Here is a 22,748-nt window from a genome sequence, read left to right on the forward strand (position 1 = left end):
CGCTGATGAATTTGTTCAGCGAGCTGCTCATCGATCGGGTTCGTCTCGAGGCGCTCGCGAACGAGGTGAAGCGCCCCGACTTGATCGAAACCGTCGAGCATATGGGCCGCGTCAGCAGCGACCTGCAGGGCGTCGTCATGAAGCTTCGGATGATGCCCGTCGAATCGGTGTTCAACCGTTTCCCGCGCATGGTGCGGGACGTGGCCAAGACGCTCGGGAAGAAGGTCGATCTCGTCATTACGGGGGCGGATACCGAGCTGGATCGTACCGTCGTCGACGAAATCGGCGATCCTCTTGTCCATTTGCTCCGCAATTCCGTCGACCACGGCATCGAATCGATCGAGGAGCGGATTCGGGCGGGCAAGCCGGAGACGGGCACGGTACACCTTCGGGCGTTCCACAGCGGAAACCACGTGTTTATCGAGGCGGAGGACGACGGCAAAGGCATCAACCGCGACGTCATCCTAAAGCGCGCGATCAAGAACGGCATCGTATCCAAGGAGCAAGGCGATGCGATGACGGACGAGGCGGTGTACCAGCTGCTGTTCGCTTCCGGCTTTAGTACGGCCGAAGTGATTTCGGATATTTCGGGTCGCGGCGTCGGCCTCGACGTCGTCAAGTCGAAGATAGAGTCGCTCGGCGGCCGCGTGTACATTACGTCGGTTCCGGGCAAAGGGTCGAAATTTTCGATTCAGCTGCCGCTGACGCTGTCGATCATCATGGCGATGATGGTAAAGCTGGGAAGCGAAAAATACGCGATTCCGCTGTCCAGTATCGTGGAGACGATGATTGTTCACAAGAAGGATATCCGCATCGTGCACGGGAATCGGATGTTCGAATATCGGTCGAGCGTTATTCCGCTGATCAGCTTAAGCAAGCTGTTCGACGTGTCGGATTATTCGGATTTCGGCGAGGAGGAGACGGAGATCGTCATCGTGCGCAAGGGCGACCGGATCGCGGGCATCGCCGTCGACGAGCTGATCGGGCAGCAGGAAATCGTGCTGAAGTCGCTTGGGAAGTATTTGACGAATCTGTTCGCTATATCCGGCGCTACGATTCTTGGCGACGGGCAAGTCGCTTTGATTCTCGATACGAACGCTTTAATTAAATAGTTGGGAAGGAAGTGTCCATATGGCAGCAGATACGAAAACGATCGTATTCTCCCTCGGATCGGAGGAGTATGGCATCGAGGTAGAGCACGTCAAGACGATCGAACGCATGATGCCGATGACGCGCGTGCCGAAAACCCTGCCGTTCGTCAAGGGCGTCGTGAACCTGAGAGGCGTCGTCGTGCCCGTCATTCATCTCGCTTCCCGCTTCGGCCTGCCGGAGACGGAACCGACGGAAAATTCCCGGATCGTCATGGTGCACGTGGGCGATCTCGAAGTCGGCTTCATCGTCGACGCCGCCAACGACGTCATCGACGTGCAGCCGGATCGCATCGAAGCGCCGCCGGAAGTCGTGGGAGGCATCCGCGCGAAATATTTGCGGGGCATCGCGAAGGTCGGGGACAACCGGCTGCTCGTTATGTTGAATTTGTCGGAAGTGCTGAATAAGAGCGAAATCATCCAATTGGAGCAAATGGAGGACTAACCTTGAGCGAATTCGAACGCTTCGGCGACGCGCAGATGGACGTGCTCCGAGAGGTCGGCAACATCGGCGCGGGTCACGCGGCCACCGCATTATCCAAGCTGCTGAACAAACCGGTCGACATGACGGTGCCGCGCGTCAATCTCGTCCCGTTCGACGAAATCGCCGAACAAGTGGGCGGTCCCGAAGCGGTCGTCGCCGCGGTGTTCCTTCGCGTCGAAGGGGACGCGCCCGGCAATTTGTTTTTTCTCTTGTCGCTCGATTCCGCGAAGCAGCTGCTGCTCGAGCTCGTGCGCATGGAGGAGCAAGGCGGGGACCCGTTCACGGAGCTCGAGATATCGGCGTTATCGGAAATCGGCAACATCCTGGCGGGATCGTATTTGTCTTCGCTCGCCGACTTCACGAACCTGTCGTTGTCGCCGACGGTCCCGGGCTTCGCGGTCGATATGGCGGGTGCGATTCTCGCTTACGGTCTTCTCCAATTCGGGGATATGGGGGATAAAGCGCTGCTGATCGAAACGTCGTTCCTCGACGGCATCGATCGCGTGGAGGGCAATCTGTTTCTCATTCCGGATCCGGAATCGTTTTCTTCCATCTTCGCTTCGTTGGGAGTGCCGCCTGAATGAGCGAAAGCCTAGTCGTGAAGATCGGGATGGCGGATTTGAACGTCTCGGCGGGGGGAGCCACGCTGCGCACGACCGGCCTTGGATCGTGCGTCGGCGTGACGCTGTACGATCCGGTCGCTCGCGTCGCGGGGATGGCGCATGTCATGCTGCCGACGTCGAGCATCGCCAAGGACGATAAGCTGAACAAGGCGAAGTACGCGGATACCGCAATCCCCGAATTGATCGCGAGGCTGCAATATGTTGGCGCCGCGCTCGGGCGTTTGGAAGCGAAGCTGGCGGGCGGAGCCCAAATGTTTACCTTCTCGTCGCCGGCTTCGGATACGATGCGCATCGGACCGCGAAACGTGGAGGCATGCAAAGAAGCGCTGCGGCGATACAATATTCCGATCAAAGCGGAAGATACGGGTGGGAATTATGGACGTACGATCGAAATCGACGGGACGACAGGAACGTTATACGTTCGAAGCGTTCAATACGGGACGAAGGAGCTGTGAACGATGATCGGCTCTTGGCGTTGGAACGCGATCGCCGGCGTGTCGTTCGCCGCGCTGATCTTCCTGTTGTCCTTCCGTAACAATCCGATCGAAACGGCCGGCGTCCGGACGGGGATCGCGTTCGCCGTCGCCGTCGCCGTCGCGTTCGCCGTTCGCTGGATGCTGGGACAAGCGCTCCAAGGCGCGGCATCCGGCGACCCCGGCGCGGAAGCGGACGGAGGCGAAGCCGCGGAGTCGGACAAGGGCCGTTCGATCGACGCGGTCACGCCGGACATCGAGGACGACATCGCCCTCGATTTTGTCCCGTTGTCTCCGCCGAAGCTGGCGAAGACGGACCCGGCGCTCGATCCGGAACTGCTTGCTCAAGCGTTAAGACACATGTCGGAGAAATAGGAGGCGATACGAGTCGATGGACCTTTCCATTCCCGAACAACATACGAACGATATCGGAACGCTCTGGCGCAGCTGGAAACAATCGGGGGATCCGGAGGCGAAACGGCGGCTTATCGAGCATTACGTAAGCTTAGTCGATTACGTCACCGGCAGGCTTGCCATCGGCTTGCCTCGAAATGTGTCTAAAGACGATCTAGCAAGTTATGGTATAATGGGGTTAATCGACGCCGTCGAAAAGTTCGATTTGGAGCGAGGACTGCAGTTCGAGACGTACGCCTCCTGGCGCATCCGCGGGAGCATTATCGACGGACTGCGCCAAGCGGATTGGGTGCCGAGGTCGGTGCGCGAGAAAGCGCGGAAGATCGAGGAAGCGTACCAACGGCTCGAGCAGCAGCATCTGCGCAGCGTCTCGGACGGCGAAATCAGCGAGTATCTGCAGGTGTCGGAACAAGAGTTCCAACAGATGCTCCAAGAGGTGTCGGTCGCCTCGATCGTCTCGCTGGAGGATCCGATCCGCGAGGAGGAAGCCGAGACAAGAATGACGCTGCTCGTCGACGAGCGGGCGAAAAATCCGGAGGACAGCGTTAGAGAATTGTTTTTGAAGGAAAGCTTGGCGAAGGCGATCGAGCGATTAACGGAGAAAGAACGAACGGTCGTATCGTTGTTCTACTACGAGGAATTGTCGCTCGGCGAAATCGCGGAAGTGATGTCGTTGTCTCCGTCGCGAATTTCGCAATTGCATTCGAAGGCGATCTTGCGCCTGCGCGGGCATCTGAGCCGCGCGAAGGATCAACTGATGCAACGATAAGGGAGATTAGCGCGAGGGGGGTACGATGTGGCGGCGGAATTTAACATGAATCTCGGAACGGCGGTTGCGGTATCCGTCTCCGAGGATCGAATGAGCGCATTCATACAACTTGCTGAACCAGACTTGGCGCAATCGATCACGAAAGCGGGACTTGTAGAGCTCCTAAGGGCGAACAGGGTCGTGTACGGCATTAAGGATGAGGCGTTGGCGGCGTTCGCGATCCAACCGTTAAATTACGTCACCACGCCTTTATTGGTCGCGCAAGGCATGGCGCCGATCGCGGGGGAAGACGGATATATCGACAATTTGTTTAGTTTGGAGAGCAAGGCCGCAAAGCCGAAGGAAAACGAAGACGGCACCGTGGATTATCGCGAGCTGCTGAAGTTGAACAATGCTTCCAAGGGGCAGTTGATCGCGCAACGGGTGCTGGCGACCAAGGGTACGCCCGGCATGGCGGTCACCGGCGAAGCGATTATCGCCAAGGACGGGAAAGAAGCCCGCTTTAAGCAAGGGAAGAACGTAGTCATCGACGCGGAAAAGATGAAGATGTACGCCGTCATCGACGGGCTGGTCACCCAGACCGAGAAGGGGAAGCTAAACGTGTTCCCCGTATACGAGGTGAACGGCGACGTCGACTATCATATCGGCAATATCGACTTTATCGGCACGGTCGTCGTTCGCGGCAACGTGCTGAGCGGGTTTCGCATTAAAGCGGCGGGCGACATCCGGATTACCGGCGGCGTCGAAGGCGCGGAGCTCGAGGCCGAAGGCTCGATCGACATCGCTTCCGGCATCTTCGCCGGCAACAAAGGCCACGTGAAAGCGGGCGTCGATGTGAAAAGCTCCTTCATGCAGGAAGCGAACGTCTTCGCCGGGCAGAACGTCGTCGTCAGCCAAAGCATTCTCCATTCGAACGTGCGCGCGGGCAACAGCGTCATATGCAAAGGGTCGAAGGGACTGATCGTCGGCGGAAGCATCCAGGCGGGCGAGATGATCCAAGCGCGAACGGTCGGCAACCCGATGTCGACCGCCACGTCCCTCGAGGTGGGCGTTGCGCCGGAGCTTCGCAGCGAGCTGCAGCAGCTCCGCGCCGCCATAAAGCAAGTGATGGAAAACTTGGACAAATCGGAAAAAGCGCTCTACCTGCTCGATCAGATGGCGCTCGCGGGTACGCTCACGCCCGATAAGATGGAGCTTCGTACGAAGCTGTTGTCCACGAAGCGCACCGGGACCGAAGAGCTTGCCGGGATGAAGGACCGCGTCTGGGAAATCGAGTCCAGCCTGGAGGATATCGAGAGGGCGAAGGTAGAAATTATCGGCACGGTGTATTCCGGAACGAAGGTAGTGATCGGCCGGTACACCCGGTTCATTAAGGATGCGACGACGCGCGTCGCATTCCAGCTGCAGGGCGGAGAAATTACGCTTTCCTCGAACTTTTAACGGAGCGCGGTAAGTCCGGCTCGAAACGGGGGGCTGAGCGATGAGCTTGAAGGGCGTCGAAATGCAGATCGCAGTGCCGCGCACGACCGAAGCGACGAACGTACAGCAACAACTCAACCATAAGCCTACATACGAGCAAGCGGCGCTCGCGAACCAAACGACGAAGCAAGCGGAACGGCAAAGGCAGGCAAGCGCGGAGGTGGATGCGTCCGCGTTTTTGAATGTCAAGGGAGACGGCAAGGGCGAGACGTCGTCGCGGCGCGGCGGCGGACGGAAGAAGCGCGGCGAAGAAGACGCCCGTTTGACCTCGCCGGAATCGGGTCATCCTTTTAAAGGGAAGCATATCGATATTTCATTATAGATCATAAGGTTAGGGTGAACGCCGTTGCCAATGTGGATGATCGTGACGCTGCTCGGCATCGTCGTCTTGCTGTATGCCTCGATGCTGCCGCGCCCCCCGGAACGTAAGCCCGTGACGGACGATTTCCTGGATTCCGTGGGCGATACGCTGCAGCACTTCGCGGACGAGATCGAACAAGAGAATAAGGAACTGCTCCGCATGGTCGGCGAGATGAAGCGGGAGCACGAACAACGGACGTTGAAGCTGCTTTCGCGGATCGAGTCGCTGGAGAAACAATCGGTCTCGGCGGCCGGCGCAGGCATCGTCTCGCCTTCCGCGCCGGAACCGGAGCGAAGCCGGGGCGCCGCAACGAAATCGGTAACGTCCGCCGAAGCGGAGCCGATCGCCGAAGCAAGCCTTCCTGCCGCCGCGGTCGAGCGGAAACCGGCGGCTCGCTCTGCCGCGGCGACGGCGGACTCGCCGGTCGTCGAGACGCCGGTCGTGACGCCGGCCGCCGTAACGCCGGCGGGCAAGCCGCCGCACCCGGCGGACGAGCCCGGACATGAGCCGATCGCGTCGCCGCCGTCTCGCTTCGCGAACACGGTGAAAGCCCGCTATAAGGACGTATTCGATTTATACGACGGCGGCAAGTCGATCGAATTCATCGCCAAGAAGCTGGGGAAGAACAAGGGCGAGGTTCAGCTGATCATCGGGCTCGCCAAACAGGAGGAACCGCATCATGGCCAGCCGTAAAACGTACTTGTACGGTCTAGGCAGCGGACTGATCGCCGGAGCGCTGCTGCTCCAGCTTGCCAGTATCGGCGAAACGTCGGTCGGCCTGTCCGACGCCGAGCTGGAAGCCGCTGCGGCGGCGAGCGGGTTCGTCCTCAAGGACGCGAATGTGGCATGGTACAACGAGGACGAGGTGAACGCGCGAATCGAGAAAGCCGTCGAACAGGCGCGCAGCGAAGCGGCGCCCGCGACGCCGCCGGCCGAAGCGCCGGCGCAGGAGGCGCCGCCGGCTGCACCCTCCGACGCGCCGTCCCCGATGGTGTACGCGTTCACGGTCGCGCCCGGCACGGAGCTGACGACCGTCGCCAAGCTGTTGTACGAGCTCGGACTCGTCTCCGATTACAACGGCTTCTTGCTCGAGATGAAGGAGCGCGGGTTGGCCGGGAAAATTCAGGCGAAGCATTACCGTTTCGACGCCGTGCCGACGACGGACGAGCTGATCGAAGCGCTGATCACCCCGTAACATCCCGGCGCGGCGACGGCTGCGGCATTCCTGACGGAAACAAACTTGCATTCGTTTCGACGGCTGTGTTATAGTTATTGACGGTGTGAAAAATCACACGCCCTTCAATTGCCGACGGGGTGCTTGCGCGCGAGCGGAAGTCCGTCGACAAGACGCGAGGGGCGGAGGCCAAAAAAACCATTTGAGGAGGTGCGTGAAAGATGGCAGTAATCTCCATGAAGCAGCTTCTAGAGGCAGGCGTGCACTTCGGTCACCAAACCCGCCGCTGGAACCCTAAGATGGACAAGTACATCTTCACGGAACGGAACGGCATTTACATTATCGACTTGCAAAAGACGGTAAAGAAAGTAGAAGAAGCTTACAACTTCGTCAAGTCGGTCGCAGAGAACAACGGTACGATTCTCTTCGTCGGCACGAAGAAGCAGGCGCAAGACTCCGTCGCGGAAGAAGCGGCGCGTTGCGGTCAATTCTTCATCAACCAACGTTGGTTGGGCGGCACGCTTACGAACTTCGAGACGATTAAGAAGCGGATCAGCCGTTTGAAAGAGCTCGAGCGCATGGAAGCGGACGGCACGTTCGACGTCCTGCCGAAGAAGGAAGTTATCATCCTCAAGAAAGAGCAAGAGCGTCTTGAGAAATTCCTCGGCGGCATCAAGAACATGCGCGGCATGCCTGACGCCGTATTCATCATCGACCCTCGCAAAGAGCGCATCGCCGTTGCGGAAGCGCGCAAGCTCGGCATCCCGATCGTCGGCATCGTCGACACGAACTGCGACCCGGACGAGATCGACTACGTCATCCCGGGCAACGACGACGCGATTCGCGCGGTGAAGCTGTTGACGGCGAAGATGGCCGACGCGGTCATCGAAGCGCATCAAGGCGAGCAAACGAGCGCATAATAATGGAAAGCAATACCTAAGAAAAGGGTGGGTGGGGGTTGATCAAACCGATCACTCCCCTTTTTTTCGGATACATAGACTTTTGTCTTTACAAATAAGGAGGAACCCACGATGGCGGTTACAGCGCAAGCGGTAAAAGAACTTCGCGAGAAGACGGGCGCGGGCATGATGGATTGTAAGAAAGCATTGGAGGAAGCGAACGGCGACATCACGAAAGCGAGCGAAATTCTTCGCGAGAAGGGTCTCGCGGCTGCGAAAAACAAAGCAGGCCGCATTGCGACGGAAGGTCTCGTCGAGTCGTACATCCATGCGGGCGGCCGGATCGGCGTGCTCGTGGAAGTGAACTGCGAAACCGACTTCGTCGCGAAGACGGATTCGTTCCGCGAATTCGTGAAGGACGTCGCGATGCAAATCGCGGCGGCGAACCCGAAGTACGTTACGCGCGAGGAAGTGCCGCAGGAGGAGCTGGAGAAGGAGAAGGAAATTCTCCGGGCGCAAGCGCTCAACGAAGGCAAGCCGGCGCACATCGTCGACAAGATGGTCGAAGGACGCATGAGCAAGTACTACGAAGAGTTCTGCCTGCTGGAGCAGTCGTTCGTGAAGGACCAAGACAAGACGATCCAGACGCTCGTCAACGAGAAGATCGCAACGATCGGCGAGAATATTTCGATCCGTCGTTTCGTCCGCTTCGAGCTCGGCGAAGGCCTCGAGAAGAAGCAAGACAACTTCGTCGAAGAGGTTATGGCGCAAGTGAAGAAGTAAGACGGACGGAAGGAACACGTTGTGTTCCTTCTTTTTTAAGACGGGGGTTTTTCTCGGAATCGAAACGGAGGCTGGAGCAACGTGAGTAAACCGGTTTACAAGCGCGTCGTCTTGAAGCTGAGCGGCGAAGCGCTCGCGGGCCAGATGGGCTACGGCATCGACGCAGGGATGATCACGACGATCGCCGAGCAGGTGAAGGAAGTCGTCCGACTCGGCGTCGAAGTGGCGGTCGTCGTCGGCGGCGGCAACATCTGGCGCGGGATTTCGGGCAGCGCGAAAGGCATCGACCGCGCGACGGCCGATTACATGGGCATGCTCGCGACCGTTATGAACTCCTTGGCGCTGCAGGACGCGCTTGAGAAGCTGGATGTGCCGACGCGCGTGCAGTCGTCGATCAACATGCAGCAAGTCGCCGAGCCTTACATTCGACGCCGGGCGATGCGTCACCTAGAGAAGGGCCGCGTCGTCATTTTCGCCGCAGGCACGGGCAATCCGTATTTCTCCACCGATACGACGGCCGCGCTGCGCGCCGCCGAAATCGAAGCGGAAGTCATCCTCATGGCGAAAAACAAGGTGGACGGCGTGTATTCGGCGGATCCGTTCGTTGACCCGACGGCCGTGAAATACGAAACCTTGACGTATATGGAGATGCTCAATCAAAACCTAGGCGTGATGGATTCGACGGCGTCGTCTTTGTGCATGGACAATAACATCCCGCTCGTAGTGTTCTCGATCTCCGAACAAGGCAATATTCGCCGCGTCGTGCAAGGCGAGAAAATCGGAACGACGATCTTGAAGGGAGTGTAAAATACCCTATGCCGCAAGCAGTCAAGAAGAATGCGGAAGAACGGATGGAGAAGGCGATCGGCGCGCTGAAGCGCGACTTGTCGACGCTGCGCGCGGGCCGCGCGACGCCGGCGCTGCTCGACCGGATTCAAGTCGAATATTACGGCGCGATGACGCCGGTCAACCAGCTGGCGAACATCAATACGCCGGATTCCCGCACGCTGATGATCCAGCCTTGGGACAAGAGCTCGATGGGCGCCATCGAGAAGGCGATCATGAAGTCGGATCTCGGCATTACGCCGACGAACGACGGAAGCGCGATTCGGCTGACGATGCCTGCCCTGACCGAGGAACGGCGCGCCGACCTCGTCAAGATGACGAAGAAGTTCGGGGAAGAGGCGAAGGTCGCGATCCGCAACATTCGCCGCGACGCGAACGACGAAATCAAGAAGCTCGAGAAGGATCAAATTTCCGAGGACGAGTCGAAGCGCCATCAGGACGACATCCAAAAGCTGACGGACCGCTTCGTCGCGGAAGTCGATAAAGTATTAGCCGCGAAAGAGAAAGAAATCATGGAAGTGTGATCACTCCTACGGCCCCCTGGCATTCGGCAGGGGGTTGTTGCGTACTGCGCGATACGGTGGAGCGGAAGGGGAGGCGTCATGAACCGTCTGTTCGGTTGGTTCCGAAACAAACCGGCGGAATCGAGCGAGATTCTCCGGGACAACGTCCCGAAGCACATAGCGATCATCATGGACGGCAACGGACGTTGGGCTCGCCGTCACGGCATGCCGCGCGTCGCCGGTCACCGGGCCGGCATGAAGAACGTCAGAACGATCACGATGGCGGCGAACGAGCTCGGCGTGGAGGTATTGACGCTGTATGCGTTTTCGACCGAAAACTGGAAGCGCCCGCAAGAGGAAGTGGACTTCCTGATGAAGCTCCCTCAGGAGTTTTTCCCGCTCGAGATCGGCGATTTGAAGGCGAACAACGTTCGCATTCGGATGATGGGCGAACGGGAGGGGCTGCCGGAGCATACGCTTCGGGCGATCGACGCGGCCATCGAGGAGACGCGGCACAATACCGGACTCATATTGAATTTTGCGCTGAATTACGGCGGCCGCCGCGAGCTCCTGCTCGGCATGCGACGCTTCGCGGAAGCGGTGCGCGCGGGAGAGAAGGACGTCGACGATTTGACGGACGAGACGTTCGATTCGTATCTACAATCCGACGGGCTGCCGGAACTGGACCTGCTCATTCGGACGAGCGGCGAGGTTCGGATCAGCAACTTTATGTTGTGGCAACTCGCTTACACGGAGCTTTGGTTTACGGATGTGTATTGGCCGGAATTCACGAAGGAGCATTTCCACGAAGCGGTTCGTTCCTACCAAGGTCGCGCGCGTCGGTACGGAAAGCTGTAAAGCGGCAGCGGAAAGGGAGGGAGGACGGCATCATGCGCCAACGAATTATTACGGGCTTGCTGGCCGCGCTTTTGTTCTTGACGATGCTCGCCGCCGGCAGCAAGTGGTACGCGCTTATGATTATCGCGCTCGCGGTGCTTGGGTATCAGGAATTCGTCCGCTTGAACGGGATGCGGGCACGGGAGCCGGCGTCGCTCGTCGGTTTCGCCGGCATTTTGTATTTGGTCGTGCCGTGGGGCGTGCTGTTCGGCTGGCCGGTTCCGCCGCAGCAAACCGTCGTCTGGCTGCTCATGTTTTTGTTTTTCGCCTTGACGGTCGTCTCGCAAAACCGGACGAGCATCGACAAGATCGCGCTGCTGTTCATCGGCGTCGTCTATATCGGCGTCGGTTTTCATTATATGATTTTTACCCGATGGATGACGGACGGGCTGTTTTGGACGCTGCTGCTGTTCGGCTGCATCTGGCTGACCGACGTCGGCGCGTATTTCGCCGGCCGCTTGCTGGGCAAACGCCTGCTGTGGCCGTCGATTTCGCCGAAGAAGACGGTCGAGGGCGCCGTCGGCGGCGTGCTCATCTCGATCGCGACCGCGGTCGTGTTCTCGTTGCTGCGTCCGGAGCTGCTTACCTTATTGGAAGCCGTCGCCATCGGCATCGTCGTCTCCGTGCTCGGGCAGCTCGGCGATTTGATTCAATCGGCGTATAAGCGCGTTCGCAATATTAAGGATTCGGGAACGATTCTCCCGGGCCACGGCGGCATTCTCGATCGAACGGATTCCTGGATTATCGTGTTTCCGTTCGTGCACCTGCTCGGCCTGCTGCCGCAATGAGGCTTCTTTAAGAAGCCGACGGGAAGGAAGAGAGACGCATGAAGAAACTATCGATCTTGGGCAGCACCGGCTCGATCGGCACGCAGACGCTCGACATCGTCGCGTTCCATCCGGAGCGGTTCCGCGTCGAAGCGCTCGCCGCCGGCTCGAACGTAGAGCTGCTGGCGGAGCAGGCGCGCAAATTTCGCCCGCGCCTCGTCTCGGTCGCGACGAAAGCGCATGCCGAGAAGCTGGAGGGCAACATTCCGGAAGGCATTACCGTAATGTACGGCGAGGAGGGGCTGCGGGCCGTCGCCGCGGAGAACGACGCGAGCGTCGTCGTCTCGGCGATGGTCGGCAGCGCGGGCTGCGAGCCGACGCTCGCCGCGATCGAAGCCGGCAAGGCGATCGCGCTCGCGAATAAGGAGACGCTCGTCGCCGCAGGCCATATCGTGACGGCGAGGGCGCGCCGCCGCGGCGTGCCGCTCATCCCGGTCGACAGCGAGCACTCGGCGATTTTCCAAGCGCTGAACGGCTCGCGCATCGACGACGTGCTCGCGCTGACGCTCACCGCTTCGGGCGGCAGCTTTCGGGATCGGACGCGCGACGAGCTCGAGGGGGTGACGGTCGCGGACGCGCTGAAGCATCCGAACTGGTCCATGGGCGCGAAGGTGACGATCGATTCGGCGACGATGGCGAACAAGGGCCTCGAGGTCATCGAGGCGCGCTGGCTGTTCGACGTCGACTATGACCGCATTCGCGTGCTCATCCATCCGGAGTCGATCATCCATTCGTACGTGGAGTTTTACGATAAGAGCGTGATCGCGCAGCTTGGGGCACCGGATATGCGCGTGCCGATTCAATACGCGCTCACGCATCCGGAGCGGCCGCTGTCGCCGGCAGAATCGCTCGATCTGGCCGAGCTCGGGAAGCTGACGTTCCGGCCGATGGATTTCGAGCGATATCCGATGATCCGGCTCGCTTACGAGGCGGGACGGACGGCCGGGACGGCGACGGCGGTGTTTAACGCCGCGAACGAAGTGGCGGTCGCCCGGTTCCTCGCCGAGGAAATCCCGTTCCTCGCGATCGAACGCATCGTCGAGACGACGCTCGAAAAGCACGACCCGGTGGCCGATCCCGACCTCGGCGCGATCCGCGAGGCGGACGCATGGGCGCGGAGCGAAGCGAAACTTTGTAAATTTTAGCCGATTCCCGTTCTCTTGAAGCGTCCTCGGGAATAATGGTAAGCTATAAGGACATACCGCCTCGGACATCTTGCATCGCTCCGGGAGCGGAAGGGAGGAACGGCTTACTTTGATGACGGCTCAATTGACTCCTCAAAACATCGCACTAACGGTTTTGCTGTTTTTCGTGCTGGTGACGATTCACGAATGGGGTCACTACTACTTCGCGAAGCGGGCAGGCATTCTCGTGCGCGAGTTCGCGATCGGCTTCGGTCCGAAGGTATTCGCGTTCCGCCGCGGCGAGACGAAATATACGCTGCGCCTGCTGCCGTTCGGCGGCTACGTGCGTATGGCGGGCGAAGACCCGGAGACGGTACATATTCAAACGGGCCAGACGATCGCCGTCGAGTCGAAGGACGACGTCGTCACGAAAATTTACCTCGATCGGATCGACGAGCGCATGAACGCCGTGCGCGGCGAAGTGAAATCGATCGATATGGAACGGCTTCTTCGCCTTCGTCTGGACGTCGACGGCGACGAAGAAAGCTATAAGATTCATCCGAAGGCGGTCACCGTCGCGCGCGGTCAGGAGACGCAGATCGCCCCATGGGACCGGCAGTTCGGCGGTAAGCCGGTGTCGAAGCGGGCGCTCGCCATCTTCGCCGGCCCGATGATGAACGTTATTCTCGCGGCGGCGCTGTTCGTCGCGTTCGCCTTCATGAACGGCATTCCGACGGGCGTGGCCGTCAATAAGGTGAATCCCGGGGAGCCGGCCGAGGCGGCGGGCATTCGGGCCGGGGACGTCATTCAATCGATCGACGGCGTCGCGATCGGCGCGGACACGTCGAAAATTCGCCAGCTCGTCACGGCTTCGGCCGATCGGCCGCTCGAGTGGGTCGTGCTGCGGGGCGGCAAACCGGTCGCGGTGCAGATGACGCCGATCGAGGCGGTCGACGAGGCGGGCAACACGCAAATTCGCGTCGGCGTCGAGATGACGCCGATCACCCGACCGGCCACGCTGCAGGAAGGGCTGACGAACGGGCTGACGACGATGTGGAGCGCGACGAAGACCATTTTCGAAGGCTTTAAGATGTTGATTCTCGGGCAGTTTACGCTCGACGATCTCGGCGGTCCGATCCGGATGGCGGAGATGACGATGCAGCTCGCGAACGCCGGCATGCTGTATTACACGTGGTGGGCGGCGATGCTGAGCTTGTATTTGGCCATCTTCAACCTGCTGCCGGTGCCGGCGCTCGACGGAAGCCGTCTCATCTTCCTCGGGTTAGAAGCGATTCGCGGGCGGCCGGTCGATCCGAATCGGGAAAGTCTCGTCCACTTCATCGGCTTCGCGATGCTGATGCTGCTGATGGTGGCGGTAACGTATAACGACATTTTGCGTTTGTTTCGGGGGTAATGGGCGGTTATGACGAAAGAGTCGGATAAACAAGCAGGGCAGGCAGGAAACCGGGAGATTACGCCGCAGAGCGAAGACTTTTCCCGTTGGTATTTGGATGCGATCCGTAAGGCGGATCTGATGGATTATGCGCCGGTGCGCGGCTGCATCGTGTTTAAGCCCGACGGCTATGAGCTGTGGGAGCTCATTCAGCGCCAGCTCGACGATCGGTTCAAGGCGACGGGCCACCGCAACGCGTATTTCCCGTTGTTCATTCCGGAGAGCTTCTTCGAGAAGGAGAAGGAGCACGTCGAGGGCTTTAATCCCGAACTGCCGTGGGTGACCGAAGCGGGCGGCGAGAAGCTCGAGGAGCGGCTCGCCATCCGACCGACGTCGGAGACGATGATCGGGCATATGTACGCGAAGTGGATTCAGTCGTACCGCGACCTGCCGGTGCTCATCAACCAATGGGCGAACGTGGTGCGGTGGGAGAAGCGGACGATGCCGTTCCTGCGCACGAGCGAGTTTTTGTGGCAGGAAGGCCATACGGCGCATGAAGACGAGGCGGACGCGCGGCGCGAGACGATGCAGATGCTGGACGTGTACAAGGAATTTGCGGAAAATGTTCTCGCGATTCCGGTCATCGCCGGGCAGAAGACGGAATCGGAAAAGTTCGCCGGCGCCGTCGATACGTACTCGATCGAGGCGATGATGCGCGACGGCCGGGCGGTGCAGGCGGGCACGTCGCATTACATGGGCACGAACTTCTCCGTCGCGTTCGACATTAAGTACCTCGACCGCGAGAACAAGCAGCAGTTCGCGCATACGACGTCGTGGGGCGTCTCGACGCGGCTGATCGGCGCGCTCATCATGGTGCACGGAGACGATAAAGGTCTCGTGCTGCCGCCGAAGGTGGCGCCGATGCAGGCCGTGCTCATTCCGATCGGACCGCCGGCGAAGCGCGAGCCGGTGCTCGCGAAGGCGGTCGACGTGCTGGCGGATCTGAAGGCCGCCGGCGTACGCGTTCGGATGGACGATCGTTCGGACGTCAGCCCGGGTTGGAAGTTTAACGAATACGAGATGCGCGGCATTCCGGTGCGGATCGAGCTCGGACCGAGAGATTTGGAAAACGGACAAGCCGTCCTCGCCTCCCGCGTGTCCGGCGAGAAGCGGATCGTCGCGCTCGACAACCTGGTCGCCGAGGTGCAGCAGCTGCTCGCCGACGTTCATCAGGAAATGTACGACCGCGCGCTGCAGTTTATGAAGGACAACCTTCGGAGCGTAGATACGCTGGCCGAGCTGGAGGCGAACGACGACAAGCTGCGCGGCTTCGTCCTTGCCGGCTGGTGCGGCTCGCGCGAGTGCGAATCGAAGGTGAAAGAAGCGACCGGCGCGACGAGCCGCAACATTCCGTTCGAGCCGGGCGAGACGAAATCGACGTGCCTGGTGTGCGGCCAAGGCGCGAAGCATACGGTCGCGTTCGCGCGAGCGTACTAAAGGAACGGCAAGACCGTGGCGTGCACGCTGGTCAATTATCGAAGTCGGGTACTTGATGGCGCCGCCGCGGTTTTTTATTTTCTTGAGGGATAGGTGTGCCGACTTCGGGCGCGGGCGCGACTGTGCTCGCGGCTGCCGGCACCTACGAAATATCGGGGGGAAGCAATCTTGAACGTTGCGGCTGATAAGCGAAATCGGTTCGAGCTGCTCATGCAGCAGGCGAACATTCCGACCGACGTGATCGATTCTTTCTTTCAAGACGGATATATCGACCGGGTGGAGACGAGCCGGACGAATCGCGAGTGGACGTTCGTCCTGCGCAAGTCGACGGTCGTGCCTCGGGACGTGTACCGGGCGTTCTGCAAAGCAATAATCGACCGCTTCGCGCATATCGCGGCGATCCGCTTCGTGCTCGCTTACGAGGAGGCGGTGACCGACGCTCAGGTCGTCGAGGCGTATTGGCCGTTGTTCGTCGAATGGGCGCAGCGCGAGGTCGCCTCGGTCAACGGGTGGCTGGCGAAGGGGAAGGTGGAGACGGAGGGCAACCTCGTCTCCGTTACGCTGCTGGACGCGACGGCGCTCGAGCTCGCGAAGAAGAAGGGCGTCGAGGAGCTCATCCGCGGCTATTTCTCGCGTTACTTCGCCCGGGAGCTGCGAGTGAAATTTCTCGTCTCCGAGTCGCGGGCGGAGGAGTACGAGCGGTTCCAGGCGAAGATCATCGAGGAAGAGCGGATGTTTACGCAGGAGCTGCTGTCCGAGGCGGCTTACGGCGAGCCCGAGCCGGAGCCGGACGGCCCCGCGCCGGAGCGGCTGGCGTTCGGGTACGACATCAAGGACCAGCCGGTACCGATCCAAAACGTGCAGGACGAAGAAAAGAAGGTCGTCATCCAGGGCACCGTGTTCCAGCTCGAGGTAAAGGAGCTGCGCAACGGAAGCACGCTCTTCCAGTTTTCCGTGACGGACTTTACGGATTCGCTGCAATGCAAGGTGTTCGCGAAGACGAAGGACGACGTGAAGACGCTTAAACTGTTGTCGGTCGGCAAATGGGTACGGCTGCGCGGCAAGGTCGAATACGACCGGTTCATGATGACGCCGGAGCTCGTCATGATGGTCAACGACTTGCATGAAGTGCCGGCGCCGCCGGAGCGCAAGGACGACGCCGCCGAGAAGCGCGTCGAGTTCCACCTGCACACGACGATGAGCACGATGGACGCGGTGAGCGACATCGGGGAATACGTGAAGCTCGCGGCGAAGTGGGGCCATAAGGCGATCGCGATTACCGATCATGCGGCGGTGCAGGCGTACCCGGAAGCCGCGAAGGCGGCCAAGAAGCACGGAATTAAAATGATGTACGGCGTCGAAGCGAACGTCGTCAACGACTCCGTGCCGGTCGTGCTGCAGCCGGACGATCGGCCGCTCGCCGGCGCGACGTACGTCGTCTACGACGTCGAGACGACAGGGTTGTCGGTCACCTCGAACAAGATTATCGAGATCGCCGGCGTGAAAATGGTCGACGGCAAGGTGATCGACGAGTTCGCCCGTTTTATCGACCCGCACGAGAAGATTCCGTACCATATCACGCAGCTGACCAACATTACGGACGAGATGGTGGCCGGCGCGCCCGAGGAATCGGAGGTCATTCCGGAGTTCGTTGCTTGGGCCGGGGACGCCGTGCTCGTCGCGCATAACGCGCGCTTCGATACGGGCTTCCTGCAGGCGGCGTGCAAGCGGCACGGCCTGCCCGAGATGCCGAACCCGGTGCTCGACACGCTCGAGCTGGCGCGGCTGTTGTATCCGCAGATGAAAAACCATCGCCTCAACACGCTTGCCGACAAGTTCAAGGTGTCGCTCGAAAGCCACCATCGCGCGATCGACGACTCGAAGGCGCTCGGCGACGTGCTGACGCATATGCTCAAAGAATGCGACGCCCGCAACATGAAGGTGCTGTCGCAGCTGAACGATTACGTCGGCGCCGATCTATCGAACACGCGGCCGTTCCATTGCAACCTGTATGCGCTCAACGCGGTGGGCAAGAAGAACTTATATAAATTAATTTCGTTATCCCATACCGATTATTTCAACCGCGTCGCTTGTATCCCGAAGACCAAGCTCATCGAGCTGCGGGAAGGGCTGCTGGTCGTCTCCGGCTGCGAGAAGGGCGAATTTTTCGAAGCGGTATTAAATAAGTCCCGGGAAGAAGCGGAAAGCGTGGCGGAGTTTTACGACGTGCTCGAAATTCAGCCGATCACGTTTTACGAGCACCTGGTGGACAAAGGGTTGGTCGGCAGCGTGGCGCAGCTCCAAGCGGCGATCCGCACCGTGCTGGAGATCGGCAAGAAGCTCGGCAAGCCGGTGATCGCGACGGGCAACGTGCATTACGCGCATCCGCGGCAGAAGCTGTTCCGCGACATTACGATTCACGGTATTACGGGCTTTAGCCCGCTGAAGGATCAGCGCAAGCCGGAAGCGCATTTCCGGACGACGAAGGAGATGCTGGAGGAGTTCGCGTTCCTCGGGCAGGAGACGGCGTTCGAGGTCGTTGTCGCGAATACGAACGCGCTCGCGGATCGGTTCGAGGACATCGAGCTGTTTCCGTCGACGCCGTTCTTCCCGATCATCGAAGGCGCGGACGAAGAGATGCGCGAGACGTGCTATCGCACGGCGCGCGAGATGTACGGCGATCCGATTCCGGAGGTCGTTACGACGCGCCTCGAGCGAGAGCTCGTGCCGATCATCAAAGCGGGTTTCTCCGCGCTGTATTTGATTTCCCAACGCCTCGTCAAGAAGTCGAACGAAGACGGCTATCTCGTCGGCTCCCGGGGCTCCGTCGGTTCGTCCGTCGTGGCGATGATGCTCGGCATCTCGGAGGTCAATCCGCTGCCGCCGCATTATCTATGTCCGTCCTGCACCCATTCGGAATGGTTTACGGACGGCAGCATCCCGAGCGGCTTCGACCTGCCGAACAAAAATTGCCCGAAATGCGGCGCCGCGATGAAAGGCGACGGCCAAGACATTCCGTTCGAGACGTTCCTCGGCTTCAAAGGCGACAAGGTTCCCGATATCGACCTGAACTTCTCCGGCGAATATCAGCCGCATGCGCATAACTATACGAAGGTGCTGTTCGGCGAGAAAAGCGTCTTCCGCGCCGGTACGATCGGCACCGTCGCCGAGAAGACGGCATACGGCTTCGTGAAGAAGTACGAGGAAGAGAAGGTGGTGCGCTGGCGCGGCGCGGAGGAAAGCCGCCTCGCTCTCGGCTGCACCGGCGTCAAGCGGTCGACCGGCCAGCATCCGGGCGGCATCGTCGTCGTCCCGGATTATATCGAGGTCGAGGACATTACGCCGGTGCAGTTTCCGGCGGACGATACGTCGGCGGACTGGAAGACGACGCACTTCGATTACCATGCGTTCGACGCGAATCTGCTGAAGCTCGATATACTCGGGCACGACGATCCGACGATGATGCGCATGCTGCAGGACATCACGGGCGTCGATCCGACGACGATTCCGATGAACGACCCGAAGGTCATGAGTATCTTCTCGTCTACCGAGGCGCTCGGCGTGACGCCGAAGCAAATTCGTACGCCGGTCGCCACGTACGGCGTGCCGGAGATGGGGACGCGCTTCGTGCGGCAGATGCTGGAGGAGACGCAGCCGAAGACGTTCGCGGACCTGCTTCAAATTTCGGGCCTGTCCCACGGCACCGGCGTCTGGCTCGGCAACGCGCAAGAGCTGATCAAGAACGGCACCTGCAATATCAAGACCGTTATCGGCTGCCGCGACGACATCATGCTGTACTTGATTTATAAAGCCGGCATGGACGCTTCGCTCGCCTTCAAAATTACCGAGAGCGTCCGGAAAGGCAAAGGCCTCACGGACGAATGGATCGAAGAGATGAAGCGCTGCGGCGTGCCGAAATGGTACATCGACTCGTGCCTGCGCATCGAGTACATGTTCCCGAAGGCGCACGCGGCGGCGTACGTCATCTCCGCGGTACGTACGGCGTACTTCAAGGTGTATTACCCGATTCATTACTATGCGACGTACTTTACGGTGCGCGCCGAGGATTTCGATCTCGAGCTGCTCGCGCAAGGCTACGACGCCATCTACGCGAAAATCGTAGAAATCGAGGAGAAGGGCTTCAACGCCACGACGAAGGAGAAAAACATGATTTCTCCGCTCGAGATGGCGCTCGAGATGACGGCGCGCGGATTTTCGTTTAAGCCGCTGGACTTGTACAAGTCCGACGCACGTAAGTTTTTGGTGGACGGCGATTCGCTCATTCCGCCGTTCTCCGCCGTGGCCGGCATCGGCGAAAACGCCGCCCGCAACATCGCTGCCTCTCGCGAGGACGGGCCGTTTTTGTCCGTCGAGGATTTCCAGCAGCGCTCGAAGGCGTCCAAGACGATCGTCGAGCTGCTGACCGGCATGGGCTGCTTCCGCGGCTTGCCGGAGTCGAATCAACTGTCCTTATTTTAAAACGTTATGTTTTTAGACATTATGTATCGGAGGGAGCGCCCCGGGTTCGCCGGCTGCGCTCCTTCTGTCCGTTCGAAGCTTATTTCTGGTTTTGTTCGTTGCCGCCCGTGAAGGCGTTCTTGACTTGCTTCGCGGCTTGCTTCATGTTGCTCATCATACCGCCGTTCTCTTGGTTTTGCTGTTGTTTGTTTTTCTTCGCCATGTCGATCGGTTCCCCTTTCGTCATTATGGCCGGCTTCACCGAACCACCGTTATTTTGTACCGTTCGGGGGTCCGTCATTCTGTGCGTGCTGTCGGTTGGCAGGGGAGCGAGGCAGGATTATAATGGGAAAATGACACCCCCGCCGAAGGAGGCTCCCCTTCATGGCTAGATTTCGCTGGCTCGCGCTGGTTGTCGGCATCGTGACGATCTGGGGCTGCCTCTGGGTCGCCCGCGAATACCGAACCTCGGCGCCGTCGGCGCTCGCGGCGGCTTCGCACCCGAACCACAGCTTCGCCCCGGGCCGTTACGCCGTCGTTCCTCATGAGGAAGGCGCGATCATCTTCTCGTATAGATCGGGAGAAGGCATGCACGCGCTAACGTATGAGATCGTCGAGCGCACCTTGTTCGGCTGGCGTTCGCTCGTCGCGGGCGGCTTCTCCCAAGGGTATGCCGCCGAGGGCGGTCCTCCGCCGCTCGCGATGGCGGAAGCGCTGCCCGCGCTTTCGGCTTCCGCCTCCCGCCGCGCATTGCCGCCCTCCGTCGTCGGGCTCGTGCTTGACGCGCGAGTCGCCTCTGCCGCGCTCGGCGGGGATGCCGTTCCGCTTCACGTCGTGAACGGCCAAGTCCGCGTCTTCTTTGCGGCTTTGCCCGCTGCCTCGAGCACCCGCCTTCGGCTGCGGCTGCTCGACGCCGCGGGCGCCGAGCTCGAGACGCTCGAGCTGTCTCGCGGCGATTCCGCCAGCGACGCCGGCACCGACGCCGAGCCCCGCACGTAGCCCCGTCGACATTTTCTGGGAAACATGGTAATCTATTCGTAATCGACGGATCCGAAAGCATCGGAGACTGCGCGCCGTTCCTGGCGTTGCGGTCTTTTTTGTTTCCTAAATTTCGGAAATGTTGATATAATCCACGTGAGGAAGGATTTGTGCCTATGCAAATCGTACTCGGACCATTCGATACGCAGCATTTGATAGCGCGGATTCCCTACTCGGCTTCTTTAATTCCCTCGCTGTATCGGATCCCCGGCGTTCATTGGTGTAAGGAACAACATGCTTGGAAGATTCCGTTTCGCGGTGCCGCGGTCGCCGCTTTGTTGACGCTCCTGCGGGGAAACGCGATACGGATTGCGCCATCGCTGCTTCAGGAATGGGAATTGCGCGGCTTGGAGTTCGGTAAGGTCTTGGAGATTCTTTCCGGGGAACGAACGGCCCCGGCCTGGACCGCAGAGGAGAAAGGCGAGCTTCGGCGCCAGTTGCAGGCACGCGGGTACAGCGCGCAAACGGTGAAGGCGTATCTAGGGCATGTCGAGCGGTTCCTCGCCTTTGTCGCCGAATCGGGAATCGCTTGGGACGAACAAGTATTGGTCCGCTATAACTTGCATCTGCAGGAGCGATCGTTCTCCCATGCCTACATTAATCAAGCGGTCAGCGGGATTTCCTTTTATTTGCGCCACGTGTGCCAAACGAGTCCGGTTTCCGTACAATACGTGCGACCGAAGCGCGAGCAGAAGCTCCCGACCGTCTTGTCCTTGGAAGAGGTGCTGCAGCTGTTCCGTTCCGTATCGAACGTCAAACATCGCGCCTTGTTGTATATGACTTATTCGTCCGGCCTTCGCGTCGGGGAGGTCGTGCGACTGAAGCCGGCTGACGTTGACGTCGGTCGGCGAACGCTGAAGGTTCGTCAAGGCAAAGGGCGCAAGGATCGTTACACCTTGCTTTCCGCGGCTGCGTTGCGTGAGCTCGATCGATACCTTGATGCGGAACGCCCGCAGTTCTGGCTGTTCCCCGGGCAAGATCCGCGAAAGCCGCTTACGGAACGTACCGCGCAGAAGGTGTTCGAACAGGCGCTGGCCAAGTCCGGCCTACGCAAAGAGGTCACGATTCACAGCTTACGTCACTCTTTCGCGACCCACTTGCTCGAAGCTGGCACCGATATCCGTTACATCCAAGAGCTCCTTGGTCATCGCCATCTAAAAACAACGGAACGATACACCCACGTCAGCATGAGAGACATCCGCCACATCCAAAGCCCGCTCGATCGCCTGCCACCGATGACTGACTAATACTTACTTGGAGGAGGCGTAGCTGGAGACCTGATATTTATTGGGAATCGAACAAACCTGACACCAGTCTTATTCAATTGCGTTACATCGCAAACCCCTCAGCTCCGGGGAGCATCCACGAACTACACCTATCCCCGGCCGTCGCACTTTAACTGAACTTCGCAGAAAAGACGTTATGTGACATTCCTGACTGTAGGGTTTTAGGGTATTTTACATGAATCCGCCTCAGTATTATTGGTTGGATGGCGGATTCATGTATTGGGTGGATTCAATAATTTGTGCCAGGAGTCAATTCGAAGGAGTTAGTCTTA

At 59.6% G+C, this 22,748-nt stretch carries 23 protein-coding genes; 22 read left to right on the forward strand and 1 reads right to left on the reverse strand.

From position 1 onward, the window contains the following. The 20 genes from VEZ38_RS17605 to VEZ38_RS17700 all read left to right on the forward strand — a co-directional run. Positions 1 to 1,112: chemotaxis protein CheA (locus VEZ38_RS17605; protein ID WP_324895789.1), on the forward strand; the 1,112-nt coding region annotated here is incomplete at its 5' end. Positions 1,113 to 1,131: 19 nt separating this feature from the next. Next, a complete protein-coding gene (locus VEZ38_RS17610) occupies positions 1,132 to 1,593 on the forward strand; it encodes a chemotaxis protein CheW (protein WP_324895791.1) in 462 nt (153 codons plus the stop codon). A gap of 35 nt (positions 1,594 to 1,628) precedes the next feature. Continuing rightward, positions 1,629 to 2,216 carry a chemotaxis protein CheC gene (locus VEZ38_RS17615; protein ID WP_324895826.1) on the forward strand — a complete coding sequence of 196 codons (588 nt, stop codon included), beginning with the start codon at positions 1,629 to 1,631 and terminating at the stop codon, positions 2,214 to 2,216. Then, complete coding sequence (locus VEZ38_RS17620; RefSeq protein WP_324895793.1) at positions 2,213 to 2,710, forward strand: chemotaxis protein CheD; 498 nt, start codon at positions 2,213 to 2,215, stop codon at positions 2,708 to 2,710. Before VEZ38_RS17615 ends, VEZ38_RS17620 begins: the two co-directional genes overlap by 4 nt. A gap of 3 nt (positions 2,711 to 2,713) precedes the next feature. Further along, positions 2,714 to 3,103: a hypothetical protein gene (locus tag VEZ38_RS17625; RefSeq protein ID WP_324895795.1), complete on the forward strand. Its 390-nt coding sequence runs from the start codon at positions 2,714 to 2,716 to the stop codon at positions 3,101 to 3,103. A gap of 16 nt (positions 3,104 to 3,119) precedes the next feature. After that, complete coding sequence (locus VEZ38_RS17630; protein ID WP_324895797.1) at positions 3,120 to 3,911, forward strand: FliA/WhiG family RNA polymerase sigma factor; 792 nt, start codon at positions 3,120 to 3,122, stop codon at positions 3,909 to 3,911. Between the two features lie 45 nt (positions 3,912 to 3,956). Beyond that, complete coding sequence (locus VEZ38_RS17635; RefSeq protein WP_324895828.1) at positions 3,957 to 5,351, forward strand: FapA family protein; 1,395 nt, start codon at positions 3,957 to 3,959, stop codon at positions 5,349 to 5,351. Between the two features lie 40 nt (positions 5,352 to 5,391). Further along, complete coding sequence (locus VEZ38_RS17640) at positions 5,392 to 5,712, forward strand: hypothetical protein (RefSeq protein ID WP_324895799.1); 321 nt, start codon at positions 5,392 to 5,394, stop codon at positions 5,710 to 5,712. Between the two features lie 30 nt (positions 5,713 to 5,742). Beyond that, a complete protein-coding gene (locus VEZ38_RS17645) occupies positions 5,743 to 6,444 on the forward strand; it encodes a hypothetical protein (RefSeq protein ID WP_324895830.1) in 702 nt (233 codons plus the stop codon). Beyond that, entirely contained in the window at positions 6,431 to 6,946 is a 516-nt protein-coding gene (locus tag VEZ38_RS17650; protein WP_324895801.1) for a hypothetical protein, read from the forward strand. The genes VEZ38_RS17645 and VEZ38_RS17650 overlap by 14 nt, the downstream gene beginning before the upstream one ends. A gap of 200 nt (positions 6,947 to 7,146) precedes the next feature. Then, positions 7,147 to 7,845: a 30S ribosomal protein S2 gene (gene rpsB / locus VEZ38_RS17655; protein ID WP_324895803.1), complete on the forward strand. Its 699-nt coding sequence runs from the start codon at positions 7,147 to 7,149 to the stop codon at positions 7,843 to 7,845. Positions 7,846 to 7,956: 111 nt separating this feature from the next. Further along, positions 7,957 to 8,607: a translation elongation factor Ts gene (gene tsf / locus VEZ38_RS17660; protein ID WP_324895805.1), complete on the forward strand. Its 651-nt coding sequence runs from the start codon at positions 7,957 to 7,959 to the stop codon at positions 8,605 to 8,607. Between the two features lie 81 nt (positions 8,608 to 8,688). Further along, positions 8,689 to 9,414, forward strand: coding sequence for a UMP kinase (gene pyrH, locus VEZ38_RS17665; RefSeq protein ID WP_324895806.1), 726 nt, complete (start codon positions 8,689 to 8,691; stop codon positions 9,412 to 9,414). Positions 9,415 to 9,422: 8 nt separating this feature from the next. Then, entirely contained in the window at positions 9,423 to 9,977 is a 555-nt protein-coding gene (frr, locus tag VEZ38_RS17670; protein WP_324895808.1) for a ribosome recycling factor, read from the forward strand. A gap of 78 nt (positions 9,978 to 10,055) precedes the next feature. Beyond that, positions 10,056 to 10,814 carry an isoprenyl transferase gene (locus VEZ38_RS17675; RefSeq protein WP_324895810.1) on the forward strand — a complete coding sequence of 253 codons (759 nt, stop codon included), beginning with the start codon at positions 10,056 to 10,058 and terminating at the stop codon, positions 10,812 to 10,814. Positions 10,815 to 10,846: 32 nt separating this feature from the next. Then, complete coding sequence (locus VEZ38_RS17680; protein WP_324895812.1) at positions 10,847 to 11,641, forward strand: phosphatidate cytidylyltransferase; 795 nt, start codon at positions 10,847 to 10,849, stop codon at positions 11,639 to 11,641. A gap of 38 nt (positions 11,642 to 11,679) precedes the next feature. After that, the gene (locus VEZ38_RS17685; RefSeq protein WP_324895814.1) at positions 11,680 to 12,825 is read left to right on the forward strand and encodes a 1-deoxy-D-xylulose-5-phosphate reductoisomerase; all 1,146 of its coding nucleotides are present in this window, start codon (positions 11,680 to 11,682) and stop codon (positions 12,823 to 12,825) included. A gap of 112 nt (positions 12,826 to 12,937) precedes the next feature. Further along, positions 12,938 to 14,218 (forward strand): RIP metalloprotease RseP, encoded by a 1,281-nt coding sequence (gene rseP, locus VEZ38_RS17690; RefSeq protein WP_324895816.1) that lies wholly within the window; start codon positions 12,938 to 12,940, stop codon positions 14,216 to 14,218. A 9-nt stretch (positions 14,219 to 14,227) separates the two neighbouring features. After that, the gene (gene proS, locus VEZ38_RS17695) at positions 14,228 to 15,694 is read left to right on the forward strand and encodes a proline--tRNA ligase (RefSeq protein WP_324895818.1); all 1,467 of its coding nucleotides are present in this window, start codon (positions 14,228 to 14,230) and stop codon (positions 15,692 to 15,694) included. A gap of 168 nt (positions 15,695 to 15,862) precedes the next feature. Continuing rightward, a complete protein-coding gene (locus VEZ38_RS17700; protein WP_414694738.1) occupies positions 15,863 to 20,173 on the forward strand; it encodes a PolC-type DNA polymerase III in 4,311 nt (1,436 codons plus the stop codon). 79 nt (positions 20,174 to 20,252) lie between these two features. Here VEZ38_RS17700 and VEZ38_RS17705 read toward each other — a convergent pair whose 3' ends face one another. Continuing rightward, a complete protein-coding gene (locus VEZ38_RS17705; RefSeq protein WP_324895820.1) occupies positions 20,253 to 20,399 on the reverse strand; it encodes a hypothetical protein in 147 nt (48 codons plus the stop codon). 137 nt (positions 20,400 to 20,536) lie between these two features. Here VEZ38_RS17705 and VEZ38_RS17710 point away from each other — a divergent pair, with 137 nt between their 5' ends. Next, the gene (locus tag VEZ38_RS17710) at positions 20,537 to 21,151 is read left to right on the forward strand and encodes a hypothetical protein (RefSeq protein ID WP_324895822.1); all 615 of its coding nucleotides are present in this window, start codon (positions 20,537 to 20,539) and stop codon (positions 21,149 to 21,151) included. A gap of 386 nt (positions 21,152 to 21,537) precedes the next feature. Next, positions 21,538 to 22,437 carry a tyrosine-type recombinase/integrase gene (locus VEZ38_RS17715; RefSeq protein WP_324895824.1) on the forward strand — a complete coding sequence of 300 codons (900 nt, stop codon included), beginning with the start codon at positions 21,538 to 21,540 and terminating at the stop codon, positions 22,435 to 22,437. Positions 22,438 to 22,748: the final 311 nt, after the last annotated feature.

Origin of the sequence: Paenibacillus sp. (assembly GCF_035645235.1) — a bacterium.
Classification (GTDB): Bacteria; Bacillota; Bacilli; order Paenibacillales; family YIM-B00363; genus Paenibacillus_AE.